At 37.5% G+C, this 19949-nt stretch carries 13 protein-coding genes and 1 tRNA gene; 7 read left to right on the forward strand and 7 right to left on the reverse strand.

All coding sequences use genetic code 11. The features are described 5' to 3' along the window. Window positions 1–218: 218 nt before the first annotated feature. From ACOVQ4_RS08125 to ACOVQ4_RS08140, 4 genes are all read left to right on the forward strand, one after another. Window positions 219–2117 carry a hypothetical protein gene (locus ACOVQ4_RS08125; RefSeq protein WP_421820153.1) on the forward strand — a complete coding sequence of 633 codons (1899 nt, stop codon included), beginning with the start codon at window positions 219–221 and terminating at the stop codon, window positions 2115–2117. 261 nt (window positions 2118–2378) lie between these two features. Further along, window positions 2379–3665 (forward strand): GTPase HflX, encoded by a 1287-nt coding sequence (hflX, locus tag ACOVQ4_RS08130; RefSeq protein ID WP_421820154.1) that lies wholly within the window; start codon window positions 2379–2381, stop codon window positions 3663–3665. 89 nt (window positions 3666–3754) lie between these two features. Further along, window positions 3755–3826, forward strand: a tRNA-Arg gene (locus ACOVQ4_RS08135). A gap of 1021 nt (window positions 3827–4847) precedes the next feature. Then, a complete protein-coding gene (locus tag ACOVQ4_RS08140; RefSeq protein WP_421820155.1) occupies window positions 4848–5546 on the forward strand; it encodes a hypothetical protein in 699 nt (232 codons plus the stop codon). Between the two features lie 57 nt (window positions 5547–5603). On the opposite strand, the gene ACOVQ4_RS08145 is transcribed toward ACOVQ4_RS08140, so the two are convergent. The 7 genes from ACOVQ4_RS08145 to ACOVQ4_RS08175 all read right to left on the reverse strand — a co-directional run bounded on the left by ACOVQ4_RS08145 (window position 5604) and on the right by ACOVQ4_RS08175 (window position 15564). After that, the gene (locus ACOVQ4_RS08145) at window positions 5604–6971 is read right to left on the reverse strand and encodes an alkaline phosphatase family protein (RefSeq protein WP_421820156.1); all 1368 of its coding nucleotides are present in this window, start codon (window positions 6969–6971) and stop codon (window positions 5604–5606) included. A gap of 33 nt (window positions 6972–7004) precedes the next feature. After that, on the reverse strand, window positions 7005–8201 hold the full coding sequence (gene eboE, locus ACOVQ4_RS08150) for a metabolite traffic protein EboE (RefSeq protein WP_421820157.1): 1197 nt from the start codon (window positions 8199–8201) through the stop codon (window positions 7005–7007). 29 nt (window positions 8202–8230) lie between these two features. Beyond that, on the reverse strand, window positions 8231–9385 hold the full coding sequence (locus tag ACOVQ4_RS08155; protein WP_421820158.1) for a 3-dehydroquinate synthase: 1155 nt from the start codon (window positions 9383–9385) through the stop codon (window positions 8231–8233). Between the two features lie 270 nt (window positions 9386–9655). Next, complete coding sequence (eboC, locus tag ACOVQ4_RS08160) at window positions 9656–10510, reverse strand: UbiA-like protein EboC (RefSeq protein ID WP_421820159.1); 855 nt, start codon at window positions 10508–10510, stop codon at window positions 9656–9658. Window positions 10511–10793: 283 nt separating this feature from the next. After that, window positions 10794–11813 (reverse strand): TatD family hydrolase, encoded by a 1020-nt coding sequence (locus ACOVQ4_RS08165; RefSeq protein ID WP_421820160.1) that lies wholly within the window; start codon window positions 11811–11813, stop codon window positions 10794–10796. 70 nt (window positions 11814–11883) lie between these two features. Beyond that, window positions 11884–12738, reverse strand: a complete 855-nt coding sequence (locus ACOVQ4_RS08170; RefSeq protein ID WP_421820161.1) for an EboA domain-containing protein — start codon at window positions 12736–12738, stop codon at window positions 11884–11886. A gap of 600 nt (window positions 12739–13338) precedes the next feature. Next, window positions 13339–15564 carry a T9SS type A sorting domain-containing protein gene (locus tag ACOVQ4_RS08175; protein ID WP_421820162.1) on the reverse strand — a complete coding sequence of 742 codons (2226 nt, stop codon included), beginning with the start codon at window positions 15562–15564 and terminating at the stop codon, window positions 13339–13341. 287 nt (window positions 15565–15851) lie between these two features. Here ACOVQ4_RS08175 and ACOVQ4_RS08180 point away from each other — a divergent pair, with 287 nt between their 5' ends. The 3 genes from ACOVQ4_RS08180 to ahcY all read left to right on the forward strand — a co-directional run bounded on the left by ACOVQ4_RS08180 (window position 15852) and on the right by ahcY (window position 19946). Further along, window positions 15852–17162 (forward strand): UDP-N-acetylmuramoyl-tripeptide--D-alanyl-D-alanine ligase, encoded by a 1311-nt coding sequence (locus tag ACOVQ4_RS08180; protein ID WP_421820163.1) that lies wholly within the window; start codon window positions 15852–15854, stop codon window positions 17160–17162. 119 nt (window positions 17163–17281) lie between these two features. After that, on the forward strand, window positions 17282–18268 hold the full coding sequence (locus tag ACOVQ4_RS08185) for a hypothetical protein (protein ID WP_421820164.1): 987 nt from the start codon (window positions 17282–17284) through the stop codon (window positions 18266–18268). A gap of 361 nt (window positions 18269–18629) precedes the next feature. Beyond that, complete coding sequence (gene ahcY, locus ACOVQ4_RS08190; protein ID WP_421820165.1) at window positions 18630–19946, forward strand: adenosylhomocysteinase; 1317 nt, start codon at window positions 18630–18632, stop codon at window positions 19944–19946. The last annotated feature ends 3 nt before the right edge of the window (window positions 19947–19949 follow it).

The following is a 19949-nucleotide window of genomic DNA, read 5'->3' on the forward strand; positions in this document are numbered from 1 at the left end:
ATAGACGTATTTATGACAGCATCCATTGGTTTTTGATTCAATACATATTATTTTAGGGAACTTAGTCATTGTAAAATTTCAATCTTTTTGTTTTAGCAATTGTTCTATATTCAGAACCTGTTCTGAGTTTCATTGCCCAATTCGTTCATTCTTTAGCATGAAATGAATACGATGCCCAAAGACTTAGTTTTCCCTCCACATAAATAACCATAAAATTTATGAGCACAGAACAGAAGGTTGAAATAAACCTAGAGGAAATAAATATCAAAAAGCGTCGCCTAGAGGCTATCAAAGAAGAGCTGAAAGCCGAATTTATCGGTATTGACTACATCATCGACGAATTAATCAACTATATCCAAATCTGGTATTTGATGCCAGACGTATTGGTTCGACCTATTGTGGTAAATCTTTGGGGAATGACGGGCGTCGGAAAAACCGATTTGATTCGCCGTTTAGTTTCAAAACTTGAATATCAAGATAGATTTGTAGAGGTTGAGTTATCACATGGCGAAAACTATTGGTACACCTCAGTAGCCTCTATTTTTGAGAGTAATTGTATCAATGACGGAAATCCCGCCATTGTGTTATTTGATGAAATTCAACGTTTTTACACGATTGATCCTGAAGGAAAAGTAGTTACCAATACTCGTTCTCAGGATTTTTGGGAGCTCTTGTCGGATGGACGTCTTTCTAAAAAAGATAACAAAGAGTCTATTGATGAATATATGCAGCGCTATATGCACTCGTCGGCGCAGCGTCAAAAACGTAAGAATAAACCTGTAGATGATGACACCTCCGACGAAGACGATGATTTGGTTGGATTGTGGGAAGCGTATAATTTGAAAAAAACCTTTGTACTCAACGAGTCTGTACATGAAATTGCAGAAATGAAGGAAGAGGACATGTTGAAAATTATGCAGCAAAAACGAGATAAAAAGATTGTTTTTGAACCTATTAATCATGCCAAGACCTTAATCATCATTAGTGGTAATCTCGACGAAGCTTATACCATGGCCGACGAAGCAGGCGAAACGGATGTAGATGCAGATATTTTTAGGGCTTTTACCGAAAAAATTACCATTATAGATATCAAAAAGGCGTTGTCGAGAAAGTTCAAACCAGAACAGGTGGCTCGTTTTGGTAATATTCACTTGATTTATCGTTCACTCAAAAAGCAGGATTTTAATGCCCTTATTGATTTAGAAGTTCGTAAAATTCAAGAAAGAAACATTGAGCATTTTGGTTTGAGAACAACCGTAACTGATGCTGTTAAACAACTAGTTTATCAAAATGGGGTATTCCCTGTTCAAGGAGTTCGTCCTGTATTTTCGAGTATGGTAGATGTGGTCGAGTCTAACTTATCCAGTGTTATTTTTGAAGCATTAGTTGAAAGTGCCGAAGAAATTACTTTGGATTATAATTTTGTTGAAAAGGAGCTAATTGCTACTTGGGGCGAGAGCTCCGAGAAGCGTATTCCCTACATAGGAAAAGTAGATTTGATTCGTCAAAACAATTTGCCAGACATGATTGCCAATATCTCTGTGCACGAATCTGGTCATGCTGTGGCATATTCTTTGTTATTGGGGGTAGCACCATTACAGTTAAAGTCGAGGGTAGCGTCGTCGTATGCAGGGGGATTTTCATTTCCTCATCAGATACACATGTCAGAGCAAAATGTGTTGAAAAAAATCAAAATTTATTTAGCAGGAGGTTTGGCCGAGTCGATAATTTTTGGAGAAGAAAACGTTACAATCGCGCAAAGCTTCGACCGAGAAGATGCGGCAGGGTTAGTGATGGAATATATTCGAAAATTTGGTTTTGATCGTAATTTCTCCTCTTATTATATGAGCTCCGCAGAATACAGTATGGATATGACTGTAACCGATTGGTCGATTGAGAAAATGATGAAAAGTTTGGAGCAACAAACTTATGAGCTTTTAGTTCAAAACAAGGACTATTTAGTGGCGCTGTCGAAGGTTTTATTTCAAAAAGGTAGTTTGAAGCCTCAAGAAATAGTTGAAATTGCCCAAAAATTTGGTCATACCTTAACTATTTGCAAAGAAAATCACTTAATTATTGCGCCTTATCAACATACCTTGGAGCAGCAATCAGAATAGAAAAGGGCAGTAATACCTTTTATTTTTACATGACAATTCTAACGATAAAGCAGTATCTTTGTGGTTCGATTTTATATCATAAAATACAGAAATTAACATGATATAAAAATCCAGTAAATGTAAAATAATTTTTTAGGCCTTTGGGTTTTTGCAAACCTTATGCCGTTTTTCACACGTTCTGAGAAGATTTAGCCTTAAAAATCAATGATTTTATGATAGGGCTCATATTCTCTTGAAAATTAAATTTGATTAATAAGCTTTATGCATAGTACTTATAAAGAAAAAGAAACGGCGGTTTTGGTTGCCGTTCAAACACAAAAACAAAATGCCATTCAAACCAAAGAATATTTGGATGAATTAGCATTTTTGGCAGATACCTCGGGTATTGAAACCCTTTACACTTTTACTCAAAAACTCGAACGCCCTGATAATCGTACCTATGTAGGGAAGGGGCGTATGCAAGATATACTCATGTATGTGATTGACAACGACGTAGATATGATTATCTTCGACGATGAACTTTCGCCTATACAAATTCGTAATATTGAGGCCGAGTTTGCTCAGTTTCAAAAGCAAGTAAAAGTGTTGGACCGTAGTTTGTTAATCCTAAATATTTTTGCGATGCGTGCCCAAACTGTACAGGCTCGTACACAAGTAGAGTTAGCGCAACAGCAGTATATTCTTCCTCGATTGACGCGCATGTGGACTCACTTATCAAAGCAGCGTGGTGGGGTAGGTATGCGTGGTCCGGGGGAAAAGGAGCTTGAAACCGACCGACGTATTGCGAATGACCGTATTGCATTTTTGAAAGAAAAATTACGCCAAATTGATAAACAAGCGCTTACTCAACGCAAAAATCGTGATAGGATGGTGCGTGTTTCGCTAGTGGGTTATACCAACGTAGGAAAATCTACTTTGATGCGACGTTTGGCAAAAGCCGATGTTTTTGCAGAAAACAAATTGTTTGCGACTGTTGACTCGACCGTTCGAAAAGTTACTATTGATTCTATCCCCTTTTTGCTTTCTGATACCGTAGGATTTATTCGTAAATTGCCTACCATGCTCATCGAATCCTTTAAATCAACCCTAGACGAGGTTCGAGAAGCTGATATCTTATTACATGTAGTGGATATTTCACATCCAAATTATGAAGAGCAGATAGGGATTGTCAACGATACGCTCACTGAAATTGGAGCAGCAGATAAACCTACTATTTTGGTTTTTAATAAAATTGATAAATTTGAGGTCAATCCTATGACTATTGAAAAAGACCAAGAAGATTGGGAAGTAGTCCACGGGGAAAATGTTTGGGAAGAGGAACCCAAAGACCAAGCTTCAAGAATTCAGAAAGTAACAGAGTTTTTGAAGAAATCATACCTACATACACCACAGCCCATGGCTGTATTTATTTCGGCGGAGCAGAAGGAAAATCTGGATGAATTGCGAGAAATTGTACTTAATTTGGTCAAAAATAAACATTTTCAGATTTTCCCTAACTGGCTCACACCTGACAATACCTACTCAGAAAGTAGTGAAAGCTGGTCGTAGAAATTGTATTTTAGGTAAAATAATTGCTATTTTTATTACCTAAATTTTTAAGTAATTTTGTATTCTGTGAACCACCCGATGGTTCACTTGGCACTGTAGTTCAATGGATAGAATAGGCGTTTCCTAAACGTTAGATGCGGGTTCGATTCCCGCCGGAGCCACATTATCTGTTACTGCTGCTTTTTCACGTTTTTTGATACTTGTTCGAATTTGAGAAACAAGATTACGATAAGTGAAAAAATAGAAAAACATACCTTTCTCTGCACGATTCAATTTGTACTTTCCTGAGGTATAGACCGACAGTGTATACTTTTCAATCCCAAGTATACGTTCCAAATCTTCAAATTTGAGTTTTTGCTGCGCCATTTTGTCTAATATCCACTGGGCATCTACGACATCAGTTGTGGTGGGAATAAACAGTTTTATGCCAACTCGTAATTTCCGACCATACAAAAATGGGGTGAATACTTCTTCCGTGATTTTTAATAGATATTCCTTTGCGTTCGTTTCATCTTCATCTTTTTGAAGTTGACTCGTTTGGATAATCATTTCACGGTCAGTTACTTTCATGGTTTTAAATAACACTTGATACTTTTTCATCTGTGCTATTGCTCTTTGTTCCAAAGATGCTTTGAGAGCAGGACTCAAATGCTCGAAGCGATGCAAATTGTCAAACTTAGGTGTCATAATGGTTAGTGAATTTTAATTAGAGAGAAACTTTTTTTAAAAAAAAGCAATATGAAATTAATTGATTTAATGGGTTTTGGATACTTCTGGCTTTTTTAGGCTTTACTTGGGTAAATTTTTCAAATTTCGCCATTAACTCATCTGTCAGCATTCTGGCCAAATGATAGAATGACTAGCGTTCATGATTTTAAAATAAAAAGTTCAAAATATTCGCAGTTTTCAGGGAGGAGAATGGTGTTTTGATGTGTTGTAGCTATTTATATAAGACAATATTCTATAAAATTAGAAAAATAAAAAATAAAAAAAAACGCTTCACTCAGTTTTTTAAAGGAATTTAATATTTTTTCTCTAAAGCCTTTTTTTTATATAAAATTTGTCATTTTATATAGTTGATAGTCAGATTTTTAAAAAGTTTTTTGCATCTTCCGAATTATTTTTTCCAACCAAGTTGTGTTTTTAAAGACTCATTAAAGCAAAACAAATCAACACAACATTATGAAAAAATACCTTTTAAGTTTGTCAATTGCTGCTACATTAATGTCTTGTTCGGATCAGGATAACTTCCCCAAACAGTTTATTTTATCCGATAAATTTACTACGAGTACCCAAGGTTGGATAGGTGATTTTGCGGATTATCCCAAATCAGATTCTGTATTTTATGAGCTAAGTTACAACCATGCCAAACTTCCTGCACCTTTGGACACAGCTAAAAAAGCGCTAAGAATTTCAGGTAATAATCACAGCGATGATTTATTTATGTTCTTGAAAAAGAAAGTAACAGGCCTGAAACCTAACCAAACTTACAATGCCAAATTTGAAGTAGAATTTGCAAGTAATGTACCCAATGGTATGATGGGAGTCGGTGGTTCGCCAGGCGAAAGTGTGTATTTTGGAGCTGGATTCAGTGGTATCGAACCGAAAAAAGAGGTTGATAACGGCTATTACAGAATCAAAAATGTAGGAAAAATTTCACAAGCTGCGGACGGCAAAGACATGAAAGTAATGGGAAATGTAGCGAATGGAACCGACAAAAATCAATATACCTTGGTTAAACGTTCGGGAACATTTACAGGTAAAACCGACGCTCAAGGACAATTATGGTTGATGATTGGTACCGACTCGGGCTTTGAAGCTACTACAACTTTGTACTACACTGGTGTAAATGTAGAGTTTATTGAGGTGACAAATCAGTAGTTTTAAATGATTTTACTGAGCGATTGTATTGTTTTTCAATCGCTCAGTAAGATTTTATTAGTTTACCAAATGTTCCCAAATGACTTGATAAACTTCAGTAGCATCGATTTCCTTTTTGTCGATTGCTTTGTCTGTTACAAGGATTGGATAATATTCTTTACCAATATTGATACCACCATGCGAGCCTTTTACCAGTGTGGCATCTAATGGAATAACATCCATCAAGTATCTGAATCCAAGTAATTTACGCGCAAGTTTATAAGCAGCTCGTAACTTAATCAAAGGATTTTTGGGATTCATAAACATCTCAACTGGGTCATAGCCCGGTTTGCGATGAATATCTACCAAACGGGCATAGTCAGGTGCAACGGCATCGTCGAACCAATAGTAATAGGTAAACCAGCTATCTGCGTCGGCCATTAAGACAAAATCGCCTGAACGCTCATGGTCAAGGTGGTAATCTTTTTTGGTATTTTCGTCTAAAACTAAGGCTACACCAGCAATATTATTTAAGATTGTTCTTACCTTTTCAAGCTGTGTTTTGTCGTTGACATACACGTGTGCTATTTGGTGATCGGCGGTGGCAAAAGCTTTTGAAGCGCCCGCATCCAATAGTTCTAACCCTTTTTCTACACGTACATTGATTAAGTTATTTTCTCTTAAAATACGATTGATATGGATTGGATTGTTGACCGTATTGATACCATATTCAGAAAGTAAAATGATATTACAATCTTTTTGGCGATAATGCGTCACTAAATCTTCCACCAACTTATCTACTTCATCCAATTCTTTATGAATTTTCGTGAAATCAACCCCATATTTTTGTAAACAATAATCCAAATGTGGGAGGTAGATTAAGGTCAACGTAGGGTCATGTTTTTTGTCTACCCAAACAGAAGCATCGGCTATCCATTTCGAAGATTTAAGGTTGGCATTGGGACCCCAAAAGTTGAAAAGTGGAAATGTTCCAAGTTCAGCTTGTAGCTCATCTCTCAAACTTGAAGGATGCGAATAACAGTCGGGTGCTTTTACACCATCAGCATGATATTGAGGTCTTGGTGTTACTGAATAATCGGCAGTTGAATACATATTATACCACCAAAACATCTTTGAGCAAGTAAAGTTGGGGTCTAATTTTTTGGCAGCGTCCCAGATTTTTTCCGACTGTACCAACTTATTAGACTGTTTCCAAAACTTTACCTCAGATTCAGTACGATCATACCAACCATTACCTACGATTCCATGTTCTGTAGGGAATTTGCCTGTTACATAAGTACTTTGTGCTGTGGTAGTTACCGCAGGAAGTACAGGTTTGATATGGGTAAAATGATGATCTTCAAAATACTTTTTCAAAAATGGTGTATGTTCACCAATTACGCTGGTGCTAAGCCCAACTATATCAATAACAACAGTTTTTTTCATATTTCTAAAAAATTGGGAGCAATGAATTTAGGGCTAAACCAAGGTTTTTACCCAGGCGATTTCTCGAACAATAGAGTCATTTAATGGCGCCTGCACTTCTGCGGGCAAAACGCCCCATGTATATGTTTCGATTTCGAGATGATTGGTGGCAGGCTTTTGTTTATGCAAAGCCAATGTTTCAACAATATCGTTTCTGGTTGATGACAAAAGTCCGTAATGTTCGATAAACAAAGGGACGTGGAAATGTACTCGCCATTCTTGATACGACACTGTTTGAGCAGCGGTTAAGGCATCGCCAAGGTCAGTGAACTTTTCAAAACTTCCATCTTCCTTTAAAGCAACAACTTGGTGCAAATAGGTAGGTTCGTTGTATTGTGCCAAAGCTGCGAGTTTTTCCACTTTTTGCTCATCAAATACAACTCGAATCGCTGAACTAACCTGAAACTTGCCAATTTTAATCCCTAATTCCGCTAGTTTTGCCAAAGCCGCTTCAGGCTTTTCGTAGCTTACTGCAAAATGGCAAATATCATAGCATAGTTGGACATGCGTATGAATAAGGTCTTCTATTTGTTTGTCTGTCAGGTTCTTATCTTTAAAATGTTCTTTGGCTGTTGGCAGTAATATATGTTGATACCAGTCGATGAACTCAGCCGAATTTTCTAAGATACCATCTGGTTCTGGTTCTATATCCAAGTGTAATATTTTGCCCGTCGTTTGCTGAATTTCAGCCAGTTTTTCAACTACTTGTAAAATATGTGTCGTCGAAATAGCAATAGCTTCAGCTAGTTTTTGAGGCGTTTTCCACCAATAACGATAGGAGAGAGGCGAGGTCGAAATACCACCTTCTTGCATATCGGTTGGTAAAATGTCTGCCAATATTTCAAACATTCGGATGGTATAATCACGACGATTGCTGGTAGTCCAATCGGGTGCATGAACTTGGTCTTTTACTACAGCCTCATGAAAATCTCCATAAGGAAATCCATTCATCGTAAATACATAACAATTTTGCTCAGATAGCCAATTTTTGAAAGTTTCAAGATGATCTTTTTGACTTAAATCAATACTCGCCTGATTGGCCAAACGCAAGCCAATTCCCATCGGCTGGTTGGGACTCACTTGTTGTTTGATTACTGGAATACTATTTTGAAGTACTGAAAAATGATGTTGCCAATCTTCACCTGTATGGATATTGCTACAATAAGTCAAATGACCATTGGGAGTTTTCATGCTAGTTTATTGTTAATTTCGTAAAAGCCTTAAAATACACAAACCTTCGAAGCCAGATAATCTACGGCTTGTTTTACTAATTCAAAATCTATCTCGTGAACTTCCTCGCCTTTGCCTAATGCTTTTAAAAGAGTAATAGTTAGTTGACCACCAAGATGTTCCCTAAATTCATTTAAGCCTTTCCAAAGATTGATTTTATCATTTTCTGCTAAAGCAGGGTGATATAGCTCAAAGCCTAAATTTTGTAAAAGTGTAATGATTCTTTGTAAATCATTTTCGGTTAAATCACCTTTGAGATGCGAATACACCGAATCCAAGGCAATACCAATCGCAACAGCTTCGCCGTGACGAATACTGAAATTGGTAAGATATTCTAACTTATGTGCAGCCCAATGCCCAAAATCCAAAGGTCTTGCTGAGCCACTTTCAAATGGGTCGCCACTAGAGATATGCTGAACGTGCAATTCGGCACAACGGAAAATATGCTGGTACATGGCGTCTTCATCACGATTTGCCAAAGCAAAAGCATGATCTTCGAGCCATGTGAAAAACGTCAAATCCTTGATTAAGGCTACTTTAACGGCTTCTGCAATGCCCGAACGCCAATCACGGTCGTTGAGGGTTGTCAAGAAATTACTATCGTTGAACACTGCTACAGGGGGAGCAAATGTGCCTAAGAAGTTCTTTTTTCCGATATAGTTAATCCCATTTTTTACCCCAACACCCGAATCATTCTGTGACAAAACCGTCGTTGGTATGCGGATATGCTTGACCCCACGATGCGCCACCGCCGAAGCGTAGCCCGTCATGTCCAAAAACGCACCACCACCAATGGCAGCCACAAACGAATGACGGTCGATACCATAAGTATCAATCGCTTCGAGAGCTTTGTCGAAATAGCTTGGTTGATTTTTGACGATTTCTCCTCCCGGCAATACCAGAATATCTGAAGCAAGTTCAATGGCATCTTGCGTTGCAAAATACTTACGAATAGCATCTTGCAAGTAAGGATGTGCCTCGGCAACGCCTTCGTCAATGAGAAAAAGTATTTTCTTTTTGAAGGTTGGACTGCCGTAATTACGGAGAAAATCTATGAATAAGGAGTTTTCAGGCGCAAATAAGTTTTTAGTAAATTGGATATTATAAGAAAAATGTACCTGAAAAGATTGCTGAATAACTGACATTGAATTAAGATTTTAAGTCATTTAGTGCCAAAGAATATTGTCGGGCGCTAAGTCATACAATTAACATGTGGTGATTTTTTAGTTATGAATTGTGAATTAAATTCAATTATTTGGCATTCGGCTTTCAGCTATGGGCTTTTCGGCATAAATATTTCTTATGAATTCATAGAAGCTTTTCTACCTAATACGATAGCTGACTATTGATGAGTTAAGATATTAGTAATCATAAATTTGTACTCACAATTCATCATTCACAATTCACAACTCATTTTACGTTACTGCAAACATTTTTGCCAAACGCATTGATAACGGTAAAAGCAATACAACCATTAAGGTCTGAACAATATTTCCTGATAAACTCACCCAAGCAGCATCCATAATAATTAAGGACAATACACCTGCTTTAACAGCTTTTCCGATATTGGGTCCTATTGGATGTTGAATAGCTTTGAATAGGGGTTTTCCAATCAAATAAAGATGGATAGCCACCAAAATGGTTGTCAACCAAAGCGTTCCTCTCGTAAAAGAAACATACAACTGAGCCGAACTTACCAACAGATACAAAAGTGCTGCAAAATATAGAATATTTTTACTACCTCCATGTACTTCGCCGCGGCTCACCATGGTAATTGCTGCAATATATATAACAGGAATAAGGGCTAAATATTGGTAATTTTGCCATTCTTCGGGCATGACACTCATACCAAGCAATAAGTTAAAACCTCTGCATAATCCCATGTTGATAGGACCTAAAAATGAATGATGTTTTCCCCATTTGTCATAAACTAAGGCTGCAACAGCGGTTATTATCGCAAAGATGGCACTTAAAGGGCTTTGTAAATAGGCACTAATTACTCCGATTAGTAACAAAATACTGCCTAAAATGCTCGCCTCGGTAAGAGTCACTTTTTTGCTCGGAATCGCTCGTTCGGGGCGTTCGATAGCATCCAATTCTGCATCAAATACGTCGTTGAACACCACACCACCACCATATAATCCCAAGGTGGATATAGACAAGTATAGAACAGATTGTACATGAAAATAGTTTGTGTCAAACACAAAGTGTACAATACTCATACCTGCCAAAATGTCTGCGACCGCCGTTATCATATTCGCCGGTCGCATGAGTTGTAAATAATATTTAAGTTTCAATTTGTCTATTAAAGAAGTTAAAAATAGAGAATCGCATTAATTTGCTGTAGGCGATAAGCTGTAGGCATTAGGCAAAAATTCGTGAGAAATACTTTTTGTTTATTTAGCCTAATGCGGGTAAAACAAAATTTTAGATTGTGCTTTAAGCTTTCAGGTAACGGCTTTCGGCGATGGGCTTTGGAAAAAAGCCTGTTTATGCTTATTGAAAACAATTAACGTGTTGCCTTGTGCCTAAAATACAATTCATCACTCTTACTTATCGTATCACTATCGCATTTTTATCGATACGAGGTTGCTGTCCTCCTCTCAAAATGGTATTTCCATTGAAAGTTTTACTTTGGTCAATAACCGTATTGTTTTCAAAATCTTCCACGTTGATTTGACCACTTTGAGCAAATGCATCGATGGCATTTTGATAAGTAACCATCTTGATGTCATGGTCTGAAATTCCTTTCATTTTCATTAATGCGGCAGTTTTGGCAACGGCAAGTGGGTCGCTAATACCCCAGTCGGCCGCAGAATTAATCATGATTCTTTCTGAGCCATATTGTTTTACAATTTCTACCATTCTTTCGTTACCCATTTTGGTAAATGGATAAATCGTAAATGCTGCATAAAAACCTTGGTCGAGTACACTTTTTACGGTTTCCTCATTGTTGTGATCAATGATTACCATGTTGGGAGCAATACCATGTTCGAGTGCAATAGCCATACTGCGTTCGGTACCTTTGCGTTTATCGCGGTGCGGGGTATGCACTTGTACGGGTAGATTGGCCTCCTTGGATAAATCTAATTGCCAACGATAATACTTTTCTTCTGCGGGAGTTTGGTCATCAAAACCGATTTCTCCAACGCCAACCACGCCTTCTTTGTAAAGATACAATGGCAAAATTTCCATAACTTGTTCTGCCAAGGGTTCGTTGTTGGCTTCGCGAGAATTAAGCCCAATCGTGCAGTAATGTTTGATACCAAATTGTGACGAGCGGAATCTTTCCCAACCTACCAAGCTGCTAAAGTAATCTTTGAATGTTGCCAAACCTGTACGAGGTTGTCCCAACCAAAAAGCAGGTTCGATAATTGCCACAACACCAGCGTCGGCTAAGGCTTGGTAGTCGTCGGTCGTACGTGAAGTCATGTGGATATGAGGGTCAAAAAACTTCATATCCTTTATATAATCCATGAAATTGGCCTGCACGTGTTGTGCAGTTACTTTCTCCTCTGCCGAACCTTCGAAGTGCGAAGGATTTTGTTGTATTTCTGAATGTTTATTACACATAATCGAATGAGTGAATTGAAAATGAGTGAGTTAGTGAGTTGCTTGCGTTTCCTTCTTATCTTTTGAGTCACTACACATAACACAGTTGATGAACCTCCAATTGCTTCCAGCTCAATTGTCCTTTTTGTATGGAAGCTCGTAATTGAGGGTAATTTTCTAGTAAACTCTCAGCGCCAGGAAATGATGTTTCGGAACATACCAGAGCTGCGGCTGTTTGATTTTGGATGTCATTTGACTGAAAAAGTTTATCCAAATCAGCCAAAATTGTATCATTCATAAAATCGGTTACCAAGCGCCACACTTGCGCAGGTACTTTACGGTCGGCCGCCCAGCGCTCATGCGCAAAGTCGGAAAGTGTTTCAGCAAGTTTGCGATTGGCACGTTTTTCCAAACCTACAATCAAATGAATAGGTTTATCATTAAAAATACATTTTAGTACCAATTGATTCCATGCTAGTTCTGAAAAATGTAGAAAAGGGTAAGGATTGCCAAATCCGATAGCATCGAAAACGACGCCCATATTGGAGCGAACTGCCTCTGTGGCTCTAAAAAGCCATTTTTCTGGATAGGACAATACGGGTAATGCTGAATATAATGCTACTAATTCATTGATTTCGGCGGTATCAAAAAGCGTTTCAATGTTTTTGACATAATCTTCACTATGCTCGTTTGGGATATGTAATAGTAGATAAACACGTACCAATCTTTCTAAAGTCCACTCCTCAATTTGCCAATCTGGTACAACCGAATGAATCACCTTTTCATCGACACGAATTGCTACTTTGTGAATAAATCTAGGCGCTGAAACAAAGGCTATTTGAATCGCTTTTACATCAGAATTAGCCTTAGTTTTTACCCATTCTAATTCTTTCTCATTGGCTGTGGCCTCAATAGCACTGAATAGTATATGTTGGATAGACGTCATCGTTTTGGGATAGTTTTATTACTTAGGGTTTTTGGAGGTATCTAAAAGAAATCTTTTATGTTGACCAAAAACCTTTTCTTTCTTTTTGTAAAGATAAAAACATCTATTCAGCTTGGTGTCTTGTTTTTTAGGGAAAAAAAGCATTTATGATATTAATCAATGTTTATTTTCTTCCTGTAAACTTAAGTTTTGTGTTTTAGGGCACAAGACAAAGAGTATTAAATGGTTTTGTTATAACATTAGCTATGTTTTTGCCGAAAACCCATAGCTGAAAACCGAAAGCTAAAAAATTAGATTTCATTTTGCGCATTAACTTAAAATTAAATGTTTTATGACAAAATTAAATAGAAATAATTCAATTATTGTCCCTTTGTGAGAAAATAAATATAATGACTAAATAGAGAAGTTGGTACAAATCTCCTTGGGCGCTCGTTATAGGTTTTTTGCAAAAATAGGAGACATCCCAGATTTTGAGGAAATTTTAGACTTTGACACTTAATTTTACAAAAACAGTTGTAAACTGTATAAAAAAAGAAAGTCCAAGACTAAGTCTTGAACTAGGAGATTCAATTTTGTCCAGCTAAAAGCCATAGACGAGCCCTAATTTCTCAAGATGATTTTAGAGGTTTGAGACTTTTTACCTGTTTCTATTTTGAGCAAATACATACCTGTGGGTAGTCCTTGCAAGTCGAAGACCTCTTCTGTATTGGCACGAACCATTCTTGTATTTTGGATAATACGACCGCTCAAGTCAATCAGCGTTGCCTGTGCATTTTCGGTCATTTTTACATAGACATACCTATTCGTAGGATTAGGATAAATCTGACTAATTTGGTCTTGCTCAGTACCAGTAATGACCACCTTGGTAAGGTTTTTTAATACTCGTAATCCTCCAGTATTAGTACCAATGATGACGTCAGGAAGCAAATCGTTATCCAAATCTCCAATGGCAATTGTGGCATTTCCTCCAATCAATAAGTTTTCAGACTTATTACTAAAACTGTTGAATATCAGACTAGTATCTGCTACGAATTGATTGGTGTTTTGCTCTTGGAAACTTCTGTAAATACTCATATTGCCAGTGCGATTCCCAACAAGCAAATCCGTTTTTCCATCAAGATTGACATCACCAGTTGTCAGAAATATATTGCCTGCAATAAAATCGGTTTGGAGCTTGCCAAGGTTGTCATTTTGTACTACATATTTGGGTGATTGATTAGTGCCAGTATTTTGGATAAAACGAATATTTCCACGCGAGGTTCCATGTAAAATATCCATTTTCCCGTCTTTATCAAAGTCAAAAAAAGTGACAGATTCGCCAGCTAAAAAGTCAGCAATGGAAGGAAGCAGTACCGCATTACTCAACTGGATACTAAAAGCCTGATTACGTGCAGCCTTGTTGGGGATGTATCTGATTTCCATGCCTTTAGACGAATTAGAACTAAAGCCCAAATCATCGACTCCATCACCATTGATGTCAGCTACGAAGGGACGAACATCCAACAATTGCATAGATTTTACGAGTCCTAAGTAATCGGTGTCCTTTACTTCAAATGTATTATTGCCCTTATTTTCCAGTAAAACCAAACCTGCTTTTACGCCAGTTGTTGTACTATTTCCACTGTATCCAACTATCAAATCCTTATCGCCGTCGCCATCAATATCTACTAAAACGGGGGAGGCATTTTCTCCCAAATCTATCATAGTATTCTGCAAGAAATTTTTGCCTTGAAAATTCCAAATCGGGAAATTATCTTTTCCTGTATTTTTATAAAACCATACAGATTGTTGAAAATCTACCAGGCGTTCTGCATTATCAAAGCCATTTGGGGCAGCCACCAAATCTTTGATACCATCAAAATCTAAATCCTCAAAATATACCGCTGGAAAAATAGGGAAATCAATGGCCGTGGTATTGGTGGGGTATACGTAGTTTGCAGAGGTGAAAGAAGCACGTTGCTGCGTGCCCTGATTGATTAGTGCAGCAATGTTATTACAGGTGATATGCCCAAAAAGCACATCTTTTTTATTGTCACCATTTAAGTCAAGCAATAGCAAAGCATTGCCAGAATGTAGAACTTTTTGAGCACTCTGCTCGCTACTTTTTTCTCCCGCAGGCGTATCGCCACATTCTATTCCGAATTGAAAATCTTGACATAACTGCTTAATGAAATCACCCCAACAATAACCGATTTTTACAAATTCGAGACGAGTAGGGTCGTTGTATTTCTCGACGGCATTGTTTCTATGAAACTCAACAAAATCTCCAGATGGGTCAAAGAGTAAAACATCAATATCGCCATCGTTATCAATATCTGTAATAGCTGGAATATCTGTGGCTGTTACATTGAGATTAATTTTCCCTGAAAAACCTATACTATACACTGGATTAGCAATAAGTTGCCAAGATACCTTGTCGGCTACGGTGGTATTTTTAAACAATTTTAGTCCAGCAGACGAATGAGTGAATAAATCTTTGCGACCGTCTTTATCATAGTCTACTAATAACATCCAGTTTTGTAACGTCGGGAAAAGCGTTTCGTATTGAGGGGCATATTGCCAGTAATATTGTCCAGCAGTATTTTGGGATGCCAAAAAAGTAAAAACCTTTTGGGCTGTTCTGTCATAAACCACCAAGTCTTCAGGTCCTTCGTTGTTGAGCTGGCAAGTCGAGAATTGTGGAGCATTCAAACCACCCGCAAAGGCATTGACGAGGGTTTGACCATTCTGAATGATTTTTACTTGGTCGTTATACTTAAAAGATATTTCTTGGGCATAAATTTGAATAGAAGACCAAATTATATAGAGCGTAAGTAATTTTTTCATTCGATATTTGTTTGCTTATTTCGTAGTTGTAATAATACGAAGCTTGATGTGTATATAACAGTTATTTAGTTTGTGAGGCTTAATCAATTACAAATCAGTGTATTATTTTTTTTTACCTAAAAAAGAAAAATAATTTTTTTCTAAAAGACCCATTTGAATACAAATAGGGTTGCATGTTTTTTCAAAATAAAATAAAAAATAGCGTAGTTTTTATAACTCGATTTTGAGAATTTATAAACTTCAAACCTTTTCTTCGGCAAATTGTTGATAACAACTAAACGACAAAAATGATGATTTCGGTTAGCGAATTATACAAAAAATACAAAGAATGTACTGGTGTATCTACCGATACCCGCAAAATTGATCAAGGGGTTATGTTCGTGGCTTTGAAAGGCCCCAACTTTGATGCTAACCAATTTGCCGCTCAAGCATTAGAAAAAGGTGCTGCCTATGTGGTAGTCGACGACCCCGCCGTTGTTCAAAATGAACGCTACTTATTGGTAGAGGACGGTCTACTGGCTTTACAACAACTAGCAAATTACCATCGTAAACAGATGAATATTCCTTTTGTGGGACTCACAGGTTCGAACGGCAAAACCACCACTAAAGAGCTAATTAATTGTGTTTTATCAAAAAAATATAAAACATATTCAACTGTTGGTAACTTAAACAATCACATTGGTGTGCCTTTGACAATTTTGGCCATAGATGATACGCTTGAAATGGCTATTATTGAGATGGGAGCCAACAAACAAGGTGATATCAAAGAGTTGGTTGAAATTTGTGAACCTACGCATGGTTTTATTACCAACATTGGTAAGGCGCATTTAGAAGGTTTTGGGGGTGTAGAGGGCGTTCGCAAAGGCAAAGGCGAATTGTTTGATTTTTTGTCAGCTCAGCATAGAACAGTATTTGTTAATGTGGCTTCGACACCTACCTTTGACATGACGCAGGGCAAAAGCTTTGCCGAAATCATAACTTATAGCGCAGAACCCAATGCCGATTTTCCAACTGTAATTACCCTGAAAGAGGAAATTCCGAATGTTACTTTTGAAGATTTAGACGGGCATTCGTACAAAACACATTTGACAGGCAAATACAATTTTTATAATATGTGTGCCGCCATTCGAATTGGACAGTATTTTGGTATTGATACCCAAACAGCTTGTCAGGCAGTGGCTGATTATGTGCCCAACAATAACCGTTCGCAATTTGTTGAAAAAGGCTCTAATCTTGTTTTGATGGATGCTTATAATGCCAACCCATCTTCGATGAATGCCGCTATCACTAATTTTAACAATTTGAAAGCCGATAAAAAAATGGTGATTTTGGGAGATATGTTCGAACTAGGCGAGGAGGCGGAAGCCGAGCATAAGGCTATCGGAGAGCTATTGAAAAATTGTAATTTTGATTATATTCTTTTGGCAGGAAAATTGATGGAATCCGCTGTGGCTCAGTTGCCAATCATGAAGGTACACTATTTCCCAGATAAGTTTGGGTTGCATGTGTGGTTACAGGACCATAAAGTAGAAAACACCCATATTCTCGTAAAAGGTTCGAGAGGAATGGGCTTAGAAAGTGTATTACAGTTTTTGTAAATTAATATGCTTTAGGCTGTAAGCAGTAGGCATTAGTCATGCACAACTTTTAGCTTACGGCGTATTGCTTAATGCCTAATGCGTTATAGTGCAATCTATCTCTAACTTTGTTTGAAAATATGAGTAATGATTCGTTTAAAGAACTAAGAGGACCTAATCAAGGTGTTAATGGGATGCTCCGTGCAGGAATTGGGGTTGTTTCGGTGTTAGCGGCTGTATTATTATACATGGTGATTCAAAGCAATGATATCAAAAAAAGTCAACAAGAGGTCATTGAAGAAAAAGTTGTACAGCTGGCCGAGACTCGTATCAAGCTAGACTCCATTATGCATCAGTTGGATAATAAAATTGCGGAAATTCAAGAATTGGGTGGAGATATTTCGGAGCTACAAAAAGCCAAGGCCAAATTGGAGCTCGACAAGATACAACTACTCAAAAATACTTCTGAAGAAATTGCCAGTATTAAGGCCACCTATCAGGCCAAAATACTGAGTTATGAATCATTGTTAACTATCAAAGAGCAAGAAATACAACGATTGCGTGCCGAAAATACAGAGTTAGCTTCTCAAAACGAAAATCTTAGCGAGGAAAATACAAGCCTTCGTTCCGAAAAGTCCCTTCTTGCCAATACCGCTGCGCGTATAAGGGCACAAAAGGAAGATGCTGATATACGAAATAAGGCCCTCGCCGAAAAGGTATCTAGGGCTACAGCACTCAAAACTGAGTTTGTGAAAATTACGGGAATTAACCAAAAGGGACGAGAGTTTGATGACAAGCGGATGAAGAATGATAAGTTGGCTCGACTCAAGATATCGTTTATGCTTGCAAAAAATGATTTGACCGAGCACGAAAAGAAAACGGTATTTATTCGTATTCTTGATCCTGATGGCTCCACACTTTTTGATTCGGCTACGGGTTCTGGAAGCTTCGTTTTTGAAGGTAAAGATTTTGCCTACACAACAAAGGCCGAAATTTATTACGACAATGTTAATCAATTTGTGGAAGTCGCCTATCATAGAGGTACTGCATATCGTTCTGGTAAATACACAGTCGAGTTGTTTGCCGAAGGTTTTAAAATCGGAACTGGTGGTTTTGAGATTAAGTAGGTATTGGTTGAAGACTTAAGAAAAAAGCACGATACAAGTCTAAGGGTTTTATAGATTTGTGTTGTGCTTTTTTATTTTAGAAAATAGTATTTCTTGAAATAAATAAATTATCTTCAATATGTTATTTTTTTAGATAATTTATCAAAAAATTAAACATTTATGTTTTGTAATTTCTATTTTTTGGTTCAATCCTAAATGATTTATTGGATTGCTTTTTAAATCTTCCTAAAACCTACTAATTTTGTACTTTATAAAGAATTGAGTTCATAAAAGAAAACATTTTTCATATTTAATTAATTGAAATAGAGTTTATTAGAGGCTTAATTTGTTTTAAAGTAGAAATAATAAAAGTAAAAAATAAATGTCAACTACAACACAACCGTACACTCCGTACAAAGTAAAAGACATCGCCCTAGCTGATTGGGGTCGTAAAGAAATTCTTTTGGCTGAAGCTGAAATGCCAGGTTTGATGGCGCTTCGTGCTGAATATGGTGAGTCTAAGCCATTGGCTGGTGCTCGCATCGCAGGATGTTTGCACATGACTATCCAAACTGCTGTATTGATTGAGACATTGGTAGCCTTGGGTGCTGATGTAACTTGGTCTTCTTGTAATATCTTCTCTACTCAAGATCACGCTGCTGCTGCTATTGCTGCCGCGGGTATCCCAGTTTATGCTTGGAAAGGTATGAACGAAGAGGAATTTAACTGGTGTATCGAACAAACTTTGTTCTTTGGCGAAGAGCGTCAACCTTTGAACATGATTTTGGATGATGGTGGTGACTTGACTAACATGGTTTTTGATAACTACCCTGAATTAATCGGTGGTATCAAAGGTTTGTCTGAAGAAACTACCACTGGTGTTCACCGTTTGTATGAGCGTTTGAAAAATGGTACCTTATATTTACCAGCTATCAACGTTAACGACTCAGTTACAAAATCTAAATTTGATAACAAATACGGTTGTAAAGAATCATTAGTAGACTCAATCCGTCGTGCAACAGACTTGATGTTGGCTGGTAAAGTAGCTGTAGTGGCTGGTTATGGTGACGTAGGTAAGGGTTCTGCCGAATCATTGCGTGGTGCTGGGTGCCGTGTATTGGTTACTGAAATTGATCCAATTTGTGCGCTTCAAGCAGCTATGGATGGCTTTGAAGTAGTTACTATGGACGAAGCTGCTACTCGTGCAAACATTTTTGTAACAGCTACTGGTAACGTAAACATCATCAAAGGTCGTCATTTCTTAGCAATGAAAGACAAGGCGATTGTTTGTAACATTGGTCACTTTGATAACGAAATCGATATGGCTTGGTTGAATGCCAATTATGGTGCTACTAAGCAACAAATCAAACCACAAGTTGATTTGTATGATGTTGATGGCAAAGATGTTATCGTATTGGCAGAGGGTCGTTTAGTTAACTTAGGTTGTGCTATGGGTCACCCATCTTTCGTAATGTCTAACTCTTTCTGTAACCAAACCTTGGCTCAGCTTGAATTGTGGTTGAACACAGAAAAATACGAAAAACAAGTATATATCCTTCCTAAACATTTGGATGAGAAAGTAGCTAAATTGCACTTGGCTCATATCGGTGCGAAATTGGAAGTATTAGACGAAGAACAAGCTGCTTATATCGGTGTTACTGTAGAAGGTCCATTCAAATCTGACTTGTACCGTTACTAGGAT

The sequence above is a fragment of the Flectobacillus sp. genome (genome assembly GCF_049240685.1).
GTDB lineage: Bacteria > Bacteroidota > Bacteroidia > Cytophagales > Spirosomataceae > Flectobacillus.

What these genes read in the sequence shown, in the direction of transcription:
- ACOVQ4_RS08175 (WP_421820162.1), bottom strand. Translation starts at nt 15,564, where the DNA reads ATGAAAAAATTACTTACGCTCTATATAATTTGGTCTTCTATTCAAATT.
- eboC (WP_421820159.1), bottom strand. Translation starts at nt 10,510, where the DNA reads ATGCGACCGGCGAATATGATAACGGCGGTCGCAGACATTTTGGCAGGT.
- ACOVQ4_RS08125 (WP_421820153.1), top strand. Translation starts at nt 219, where the DNA reads ATGAGCACAGAACAGAAGGTTGAAATAAACCTAGAGGAAATAAATATC.
- ACOVQ4_RS08185 (WP_421820164.1), top strand. Translation starts at nt 17,282, where the DNA reads ATGAGTAATGATTCGTTTAAAGAACTAAGAGGACCTAATCAAGGTGTT.
- hflX (WP_421820154.1), top strand. Translation starts at nt 2,379, where the DNA reads ATGCATAGTACTTATAAAGAAAAAGAAACGGCGGTTTTGGTTGCCGTT.
- ACOVQ4_RS08145 (WP_421820156.1), bottom strand. Translation starts at nt 6,971, where the DNA reads ATGAAAAAAACTGTTGTTATTGATATAGTTGGGCTTAGCACCAGCGTA.
- ACOVQ4_RS08170 (WP_421820161.1), bottom strand. Translation starts at nt 12,738, where the DNA reads ATGACGTCTATCCAACATATACTATTCAGTGCTATTGAGGCCACAGCC.
- ACOVQ4_RS08140 (WP_421820155.1), top strand. Translation starts at nt 4,848, where the DNA reads ATGAAAAAATACCTTTTAAGTTTGTCAATTGCTGCTACATTAATGTCT.
- ACOVQ4_RS08180 (WP_421820163.1), top strand. Translation starts at nt 15,852, where the DNA reads ATGATGATTTCGGTTAGCGAATTATACAAAAAATACAAAGAATGTACT.
- ahcY (WP_421820165.1), top strand. Translation starts at nt 18,630, where the DNA reads ATGTCAACTACAACACAACCGTACACTCCGTACAAAGTAAAAGACATC.
- ACOVQ4_RS08165 (WP_421820160.1), bottom strand. Translation starts at nt 11,813, where the DNA reads ATGTGTAATAAACATTCAGAAATACAACAAAATCCTTCGCACTTCGAA.
- ACOVQ4_RS08155 (WP_421820158.1), bottom strand. Translation starts at nt 9,385, where the DNA reads ATGTCAGTTATTCAGCAATCTTTTCAGGTACATTTTTCTTATAATATC.
- eboE (WP_421820157.1), bottom strand. Translation starts at nt 8,201, where the DNA reads ATGAAAACTCCCAATGGTCATTTGACTTATTGTAGCAATATCCATACA.